General features: G+C 33.1%; 9 protein-coding genes. 3 read left to right on the forward strand and 6 right to left on the reverse strand.

Features of this window, described 5'->3' with window-relative positions:
- Positions 1–185: 185 nt before the first annotated feature.
- The gene (purE, locus tag QZZ51_RS15315) at positions 186–671 is read right to left on the reverse strand and encodes a 5-(carboxyamino)imidazole ribonucleotide mutase (RefSeq protein ID WP_291871246.1); all 486 of its coding nucleotides are present in this window, start codon (positions 669–671) and stop codon (positions 186–188) included.
- 4 nt (positions 672–675) lie between these two features.
- Positions 676–1,830 carry a 5-(carboxyamino)imidazole ribonucleotide synthase gene (locus tag QZZ51_RS15320; protein ID WP_291871248.1) on the reverse strand — a complete coding sequence of 385 codons (1,155 nt, stop codon included), beginning with the start codon at positions 1,828–1,830 and terminating at the stop codon, positions 676–678.
- 119 nt (positions 1,831–1,949) lie between these two features.
- Between QZZ51_RS15320 and QZZ51_RS15325 the strand changes: the two genes are divergently transcribed.
- From QZZ51_RS15325 to QZZ51_RS15335, 3 genes are all read left to right on the forward strand, one after another.
- The gene (locus QZZ51_RS15325; RefSeq protein ID WP_291871250.1) at positions 1,950–3,062 is read left to right on the forward strand and encodes an adenylate kinase; all 1,113 of its coding nucleotides are present in this window, start codon (positions 1,950–1,952) and stop codon (positions 3,060–3,062) included.
- Positions 3,063–3,095: 33 nt separating this feature from the next.
- Positions 3,096–4,097, forward strand: coding sequence for a GTPase ObgE (obgE, locus tag QZZ51_RS15330; protein WP_291871252.1), 1,002 nt, complete (start codon positions 3,096–3,098; stop codon positions 4,095–4,097).
- Between the two features lie 66 nt (positions 4,098–4,163).
- Positions 4,164–4,694, forward strand: a complete 531-nt coding sequence (locus QZZ51_RS15335; RefSeq protein ID WP_291871254.1) for a DUF4136 domain-containing protein — start codon at positions 4,164–4,166, stop codon at positions 4,692–4,694.
- A 16-nt stretch (positions 4,695–4,710) separates the two neighbouring features.
- Here the strand turns inward: QZZ51_RS15335 and QZZ51_RS15340 are convergent, their stop codons facing one another.
- The 4 genes from QZZ51_RS15340 to QZZ51_RS15355 all read right to left on the reverse strand — a co-directional run.
- Positions 4,711–5,937: a class I SAM-dependent rRNA methyltransferase gene (locus tag QZZ51_RS15340; protein WP_291871256.1), complete on the reverse strand. Its 1,227-nt coding sequence runs from the start codon at positions 5,935–5,937 to the stop codon at positions 4,711–4,713.
- A gap of 183 nt (positions 5,938–6,120) precedes the next feature.
- Positions 6,121–6,495, reverse strand: a complete 375-nt coding sequence (locus tag QZZ51_RS15345; protein WP_291871257.1) for a DoxX family membrane protein — start codon at positions 6,493–6,495, stop codon at positions 6,121–6,123.
- 97 nt (positions 6,496–6,592) lie between these two features.
- Positions 6,593–7,837, reverse strand: coding sequence for a DUF3644 domain-containing protein (locus QZZ51_RS15350; protein ID WP_291871259.1), 1,245 nt, complete (start codon positions 7,835–7,837; stop codon positions 6,593–6,595).
- Between the two features lie 131 nt (positions 7,838–7,968).
- Positions 7,969–8,317: hypothetical protein (locus QZZ51_RS15355; protein ID WP_291871261.1), on the reverse strand; the 349-nt coding region annotated here is incomplete at its 5' end.

The following is an 8,317-nucleotide window of genomic DNA, read 5'->3' on the forward strand; positions in this document are numbered from 1 at the left end:
GTTTAAAATGCTCGTTTTTTATAGTAGAAAATGGTGCAGTATCAAAAGGGGATAAAAGTGGGTTCATTTTTTTATCTGAGATTTAAAAGTTTTAAAGGTGAAAAAGTTCAAGAGCAAGTATAAAGCTCATTTTTTTAGTTTTGCTAATTGCTAATTGCTAATTGCTAATTGCTAATTGCTAATTGCTAATTGCTAATAGATTTAGCTCCTTCTATAACTTTTTGCTTTAACCCTTCTTTGTAAAGGATAATTTTGTCTAAAACGCATGTGTCGCCACTACCTATAATTTGGGCGGCAAGTATACCAGCATTTTTAGCTCCGTTTAAAGCAACGGTTGCAACAGGAACTCCTCCAGGCATTTGTAGAATGGATAGTATAGAGTCCCAACCATCAATAGAATTACTGCTTTTTACAGGAACACCAATTACTGGTAATGGAGACATAGATGCAACCATACCAGGTAAGTGCGCAGCTCCACCAGCACCTGCAATAATTACAGAGTAGCCATTAGTGTGTGCATTTTTACTAAAATCGAATAATTTTTCTGGAGTTCGGTGTGCAGAAACTATGTCTACGTCTACCTCTATATCAAAACCTTTTAAGATATCTATGGCTTCTTGCATTACAGGAAGGTCGCTTGTACTTCCCATTACTACTGCTACTTTGCTCATAATATTATTTACTTATTACTTTTATTGTTTCTTTTACTTCTTGGGCAATTGCTCTTGCCTTCGTTATATCTTTATTTACGATAGTTACATGCCCCATTTTTCGAAAAGGTCTCGTTTGTTTTTTTCCGTAAATATGTGGTGTAACACCTTCTAATTTAAGAATATTTTCAATGTTCTCATAAACAACAGCACCGGTATACCCCTCGGCACCTACAAGATTTACCATTATACCAGCCACTTTGTTTTCGGTACTTCCTAAAGGCAGGTCTAAAATAGCACGAATATGTTGTTCAAACTGATTGGTATAACTTGCTTCTATAGTTTGATGGCCACTGTTATGTGGTCTCGGAGCAACTTCGTTCACTAAAATTTCATCGTTTTCGGTCTGAAACATTTCTACAGCTAAAAGACCTACTTGCTGTATCTTGTCGGATACTCTTAATGCTATTTCTTGTGCTTTTTTAGCGACAGATTCGTCTATTCTTGCAGGGCAAATAACATATTCAACCTGGTTGGCTTCTGGATGAAATTCCATTTCTACAACTGGGTAGCTAACCACTTCGCCAGATGCACTACGGGCAACAATCACCGATAATTCATTTTTAAAAGGAACCATTTCCTCAGCAATGCATTCTACATTGGGTAAATCTTGTAAGTCTTCAACCTTTCGAACCACTTTTACTCCTTGTCCGTCGTATCCAAATTGAGCAGCTTTCCAAACAAAAGGAAAGCTTATACCGCCATGTGCTATACTATCTGCAATTTCACTGGTATATGCAAAGCGAGAGAAAGTAGCTGTTGGGATATTATTATCTACATAAAATAATTTTTGCGTTGCTTTATTCTGAATAATTTTAAGAGCCTTTGTTGGTGGATATACTTTTACACCTTCTTTCTCCAATTTTTCTAGAGCTTTAATATTTACATTTTCAATTTCAATAGTAAGAACATCTACATTTTTGCCGAAATTATAAACGGCATCGAAATCTAATAAATCGCCCAAAACAAATTCATCGCAAGCAATTCTGCATGGAGCTTCTTTGGACGATTCCAGAACTTTGGTGTAAATATCTAATTTCCGGGTTTCATACAACATCATTTTACCTAGTTGACCACCACCGAGAATCCCTAATTTAAAATCTGAAGAAAAATAATTCATGTTTAAACAGCACTTTTAGTATAGAATAACAACAAAAATACACCTAAATCTTAGAAACCAATTCTATATAATCTAAAAACAGCCTTCAAAATGTTATCTTTGCCTCCTTATTAAAACTAATGGGACTAATAAAATTACACGATAAAACATTTAAACCTTTTCTTAGCGAAGAAGAAATTCTTGCTGCAGTAAAACGTGTTGCAGATAAAATTGCAGCAGACTACAAGGACGAAGTGCCAATTTTTGTTGGTGTTCTCAATGGTTCTTTTATGTTTGTATCCGATGTTTTAAAAGCGTATAACCATCCATGCGAAGTTTCTTTTGTAAAACTTAGTTCTTATCAAGGGCTTACTTCCACAGGGATAGTAGAAACATTATTAGATTTACCAGAGAATATTGAAGGAAGAAGTGTAATTATTTTAGAAGATATAATTGACACTGGAAGAACTTTAAAAGAGCTTATTCATTTGTTTAGCAGAACAAATGTTAAAGAGTTTAAAATAGCCACTTTGTTCTATAAATCAGAAGTTTATCGAGGGGAATATTCTATAGATTATTTTGGATTAGATATTCCGGATAAATTTATAGTAGGTTATGGATTAGATTATGATGAATTAGGGAGAAATTTAAAAGAAGTATATCAATTAAACCAAACAACTATGATTAATCTTGTCCTATTTGGAAAACCAGGCGCTGGGAAGGGCACTCAGGCTGAATTCTTAAAAGAAAAGTACAATTTAAAACACATATCTACAGGAGATGTCTTTAGATATAATATTAAAAATGGTACCGAATTAGGGAATTTAGCAAAATCCTATATGGATAAAGGAGATTTAGTACCAGATGAAGTTACTATTAAAATGTTGCAAGATGAGGTCGAGAAAAATGCAGATGTTGCAGGTTTTATTTTTGATGGTTTCCCAAGAACTACAGCTCAGGCTAAAGCACTAGATACTTTTTTAGAATCTAAGGATATGGCTATAAATGCTACTGTGGCTTTAGAAGCTAATGATGAGATTCTTATTCAAAGACTTTTGGAAAGAGGCAAAGTAAGTGGGCGTTCTGATGATCAAGATGAAAGTAAAATTCGTAATCGTTTTGAGGAATATAATTTAAAAACAGCTCCTTTGAAAGAATATTATGAAGGGCAAAGCAAATTCTATAGCGTAAACGGTATCGGAAGTATTGCTGAAATTACGGAACGTTTAGCAGGAGTTATAGATAGTCTATAGTTTAATATAGAACAGGAATAAGAATTTGTAGGTATGACGGAGGGGAATTTTGTAGATTACGTAAGGGTGTTTTTAACTTCAGGAAATGGGGGTAAAGGCTCTGTGCATTTACATAGAGAAAAATTCATTACAAAGGGTGGCCCTGATGGTGGAGATGGTGGTCGTGGCGGACATGTTATTCTTAGAGGGAATAAAAACCTTTGGACGCTAGTTACCTATAAATTTAAAAAGCACTTTAAAGCAACTCATGGAGGACATGGAGCTAAAAGTAGAAGTACAGGTGAAGATGGTACAGATGTGTATTTAGATGTACCATTGGGAACTATTGTTAAGGACCCAGAAACGCAAGAAGTAGTTCACGAAATTACTGCAGACGGCCAAGAAATAATTATCATGAAAGGCGGTATGGGCGGTCGTGGTAATTGGCATTTTAGATCCTCTACAAACCAAACTCCGCGTTATGCACAACCAGGAGTAAGCGGGGAAGAAAAAGATTTTATTTTTGAATTAAAAGTATTAGCAGATGTAGGCTTGGTAGGTTTCCCTAATGCAGGTAAATCTACTTTGCTTTCTGTTATAACATCTGCAAAACCTAAAATTGCAGATTACGAATTTACTACCCTTAAACCCAACTTGGGTATTGTGGAATACCGCGATTTTCAGAGTTTTGTAATGGCAGATATTCCTGGAATTATTGAGGGTGCAGCTGAAGGTAGAGGCCTTGGTCATTACTTCTTAAGACATATAGAACGTAATTCTACCTTACTATTTTTAATTCCTGCAGACAGTAAGGATATTGGTAAAGAATATGAAATTTTATTGGATGAATTGCGCAGGTATAATCCAGAATTATTAGATAAGGAAAGACTAATAGCTATCTCTAAAAGCGATATGCTCGATGATGAGCTAATAGCGGAAATGAGAGTAGAATTAGATAAAGATTTAAAAGGCGCTCCTTATATGTTTATTTCTTCCGTTGCACAATTAGGTATTACAGAGCTAAAAGATAAGCTTTGGAATATGCTTAACGTTTAATCGAATAAATTAGTTTCCTCTTAGTTTAACATGCTTTTTTAGTTACATTTATATAAAATGCTTACTATGAGAGGGTTATTTTCTTTGTTGTTTGTTATTGTTTTGTCTTCTTGTAATGCCGTGCGCGTACAGTATGACTATGAGAAGACTACGGATTTTACTAACTATACCACTTATAATTACTTCTCCGATCTAAATACGGGTTTAAGTGCATTAGATACTAAAAGACTATTGAAGTCTTTAAACATAACTTTACAGAGCAAAGGAATGTTATTTTCCGAAGAACCAGATTTTTATATAAATATAGAGAGCAATGTTTACCAAACAAGTAATGGTAATACCGTAGGTGTTGGTGTGGGAGGTAGCGGTAGTTCTATAGGAGGAGGAGTATCGGTTGGTATTCCGATAGGGCAGCCGAATATAAAGAGAGAAATAATTTTCGATTTTGTAGATAATAAGAAAGAAATGCTTTTTTGGCAAGCACGTAGTGTAGATTCTTTTAAAGATAATACGAGTCCAGAGAAAAGAGAATTGCATCTCCAGGAGCTAGTAAATAAGGTGTTAGATAAATATCCGCCTAAGGTAAAGAAGAAGTAGAAAGAGTTTACGCCTTTTAGAATTCTATTTTGTTTATTTGAACATAAATACACTTTAAATAAGCACCTTCTTTAAAGCCAATAGGATGGTCTATGTCGTGCAGTGTTTTTGCTTTAATGGTATAATCTACATTGTTTTTTATAAGCGTTTCTTCTACCAAATCAAAAAATTGTTCAGCGGTTACTCTAGAACTACAAGATGCTAAAACTAAGGTTCCTTTGTTTTGAACTAATTTTAATCCAAGCGTAGTTAGTTTTTTGTAAGAAGCCAAAGCTCTGTCTACTTCCGTGGCGCTTTTAGCAAAAGAAGGCGGGTCTATTACTACAAGATCATATTTGGTATTGGTTTCTGCTAGTTTATTTAATTCGTCAAAAGCATCACCAGCAATAGTTTTATGCTTTCCCTTAAAAGGGTTCAGTTTAGCATTGCTTTTTGCTATTTCTAAAGCAGGTTTACTAATATCTAAACTCGTTACTTCTTTAGCTCCACCAGCTAAGGCATGTATAGAGAACCCACCTGCATAAGAGAAAACATCTAAAACGGTTTTACTTTTTGCCATGGTGCCCACTTTTTTTCTATTGGCTCTATGGTCTAAAAAGTAACCGGTCTTATGGCCATGAATAACATTGGCAGAGAAATTAATGCCATGTTCTTTAAAAATAATAACTTCATTTTTTAGTTCTCCGTCTAAAATTTGCCCATCCTTAAAATTAAATTCATTGCCTTCCTTTTGTGTATTTCTGCTAAGTCTTAAAACCGTGGTGGTCGCTTTACTAGTTTTAATTAAACTTGGTAAAACATCTTTTAAATAATAGAACCAGAAAGAAGCATATAGTTTTACCACCAATACATTGTCATAAACATCGGCAACTAATGAGGGTAACCCGTCATTTTCACCATAGATAAACCTATAGCTATTGGTATTGGTTTTTAATAAAGGAATTCTTTTTTTGTAAGCCTCTTCAATTTTTTGAGTAAACCATTCTGTATTTACGGCTACGGATTTATTGGCTTGTAATATTTTAATGCGAATAGGGGAGTGTGGGTCGTAAAAGCCACAGGCTAAAAATCTATTTTTTCTGCTATCAAAAATAACAGCTAAATCACCAGTTTCACCTTCTTTATTTTGTTTGATAATACTATTTTCAAAAACCCAAGGATGTCCCTTTTTAACCAAGAGTTCCGCATTGGGTTTTAGTTTAATGGCAATTTTAGATGTTGTTTTGTTTGGTAATGCTATCAAAGGATTTTTTTTAAGCCAAATTAAGGTTTTGCAAATATGCGATAACCTTTTGGTTTAGTAAGTATTAGTTATGTTTTATAACTTGAGCCTGAGTTACGTAGCTTCCTGTAAAATAACTGTCAAAAAAAAGACGCCAGATCTAGTAAAAAGAGAGCTGGTGTCTTGTGGTCTTTTGAAATAAATTTATGCTTTTAATATATCTTTATATTGGTCTTTGTATCCATAAAGCATTATTATATTAAATACGATTAGTATTAAGGAACCGGGAATAGTTGCAGGTTCTAATGTGGCGTGGTACAAAACAGCATTAACAGATATACTAATTAGTATCAACATAAATAATGCGCCAAATTTGTTTAGTAGTAAAGATAATCCAGCGGCAATTTCAAGGATAGCTACAATAAGCATTGTTTTAGTTACATTTAGCGCTTCTAAATATTGTACGGCATCTTCTGTTTCCGGAACAAATATTACAAAATCAAAAAATTTGTTTAGACCAAAGAATAAAAGGAAAAGGCCAAAAAGAATGCGTAATCCTAAAAATACTTTTGAATTCATAAATACTAGGTTTTAGTTGTTATGCACTAAATTTACGTAATATTTTACTTTCTTTTATTTGTAGCCTTTTTTGTTTTTAATTGAATTATATTGAGGTTTAGTTTTTATTGGATTTATTTCTTTTTTGCCTTTTTTCTTTAACTAGATTTAGATAACGCTTGTCTGATGTAATCTTCTGAATAATAAAATCAATACATTCTTTACTATATGTATTTCTAGCCTGACTTCCATGGTCAAAATGAAATCTATTACTGTTATTTTTCCAATTTTCATTTTGACATATACCAATGAAATCTTGAGAATTAAAAGAGTGTTTTTTTCTAGTAGGAAGAACCTCTTCTAAATTTTCAGAACCATATTTATTAATCAATCTTTTGTTTACTTGTTCTACAATGTCTTTAACCATAAAAGGGTGTGTCTTTTTTGGATCTCTAACTTTATCAATAAAAATTGCCTTTTCACTTGAAAGATTAGCAAGAGTTTTATCAGGGTCAGTAGTATTGTTAACAATACCTATACTATAATTTACAGGTATGGCAAATTCTAGGTCATTAACTTCGGAAGCTTTGTTTTTAAATTTTTCAATCATTCCAATTATCTCATTTGCATTTGAGGCTCCATAGTTTTGTTTTAAAGATGCTTGTGAAGGAGTTTCTCCTTCAAATACTAAAGAAAGAAGTCCTATGCCTTGAAGTTTAATTGGAGGTTCTTCAACAAAATTCTGAAACATTTTAGAATAATTAAGTACCCCACTCTGAAAATATCTACTAGCAATAGCACCCATTTCTGGTAATAAATAATGGGTAGAGTTGTCTCTTAAATCAATAATGTACTCTAAATTCATCCGGATAGGGTTGGATGGTTTGTATTCTTCATGAAGTATTTTTCTAATTGATTTTGTTTTCTTTTCTAAAGAATTTTGCCAAATAGATTCAATGCCTTTATCTTCAATTAGTTTGGATTTAAGTAATTTTTCAAAGGCAGAAACAAAATGAGTTAAAAAGGCATCTAGTCTATTGGGGGCTGTAGGCCTGTTAAATAATTCTATTGCTAATAAAAATTCGCTTTTGGATATCAAGATTAAATCTCTAGCTTCTTGTTTAAACGTCGCAATCTTACTTCCTTGATATGGTGATAACCTCTGCTTAGTACTTATTTTTCTAGCGAACTCATCTAAACTTATATTCAGAACGCCTTCGGAAACATAAACTTTATTTCCAATTGGTTTTATGAAAGCACTCCATTCATTCCTGCTTATTTTTGCATTAATAGATCCTTTAACTGGGTATCCAGTATATTTTGAAATATCTTCTTGAGTAAATTTTCTTTTGATTTTTTCCATTTTTTTCAGAAAAATGAAAAGTTTTTTTTGCTGCTCAGTAATTCTCACTATTATAGAATCAATATTATTGACTTTAAATTTAGTTGAAATATCTTACAATTTTACGAAAGGGCCGTAAATATAAAAAAATGCTAATTTATTTTAACTCTTACCCCTTCACTATGACTGCTAAATTCTGGGGCATACATGCTTTGTATGGTAGTAATGCCATTACTAAAATCACCAGCATTATTTACTCGTAAATCGTATTCAAAAACATAGACTCCTTTGGGTAGATAATCAAAAAAGAAATTGGTGCTAGCATCTTTGGTGCTCTCGTAATATCCTAAGCCGTCTTGCCATTTGTATTGAGAAAAAACATTTATAGGTTCAAAACCTGCAGCACGCATATCTTTCATATGTATGTATTGCATATTTCTGTCTACTTTTAATTCTATACGAACCCGAACTAAATCACCAACTTTTACATTGGTGTTAGCT

Source organism: Maribacter sp., from assembly GCF_016744255.1.
Lineage (GTDB): Bacteria > Bacteroidota > Bacteroidia > Flavobacteriales > Flavobacteriaceae > Maribacter_B.

Coding starts and splice junctions, on each gene's coding strand:
- obgE (WP_291871252.1), top strand. CDS start 3,096: ATGACGGAGGGGAATTTTGTAGATTACGTAAGGGTGTTTTTAACTTCA.
- QZZ51_RS15350 (WP_291871259.1), bottom strand. CDS start 7,837: ATGGAAAAAATCAAAAGAAAATTTACTCAAGAAGATATTTCAAAATAT.
- QZZ51_RS15320 (WP_291871248.1), bottom strand. CDS start 1,830: ATGAATTATTTTTCTTCAGATTTTAAATTAGGGATTCTCGGTGGTGGT.
- QZZ51_RS15345 (WP_291871257.1), bottom strand. CDS start 6,495: ATGAATTCAAAAGTATTTTTAGGATTACGCATTCTTTTTGGCCTTTTC.
- QZZ51_RS15325 (WP_291871250.1), top strand. CDS start 1,950: ATGGGACTAATAAAATTACACGATAAAACATTTAAACCTTTTCTTAGC.
- purE (WP_291871246.1), bottom strand. CDS start 671: ATGAGCAAAGTAGCAGTAGTAATGGGAAGTACAAGCGACCTTCCTGTA.
- QZZ51_RS15335 (WP_291871254.1), top strand. CDS start 4,164: ATGAGAGGGTTATTTTCTTTGTTGTTTGTTATTGTTTTGTCTTCTTGT.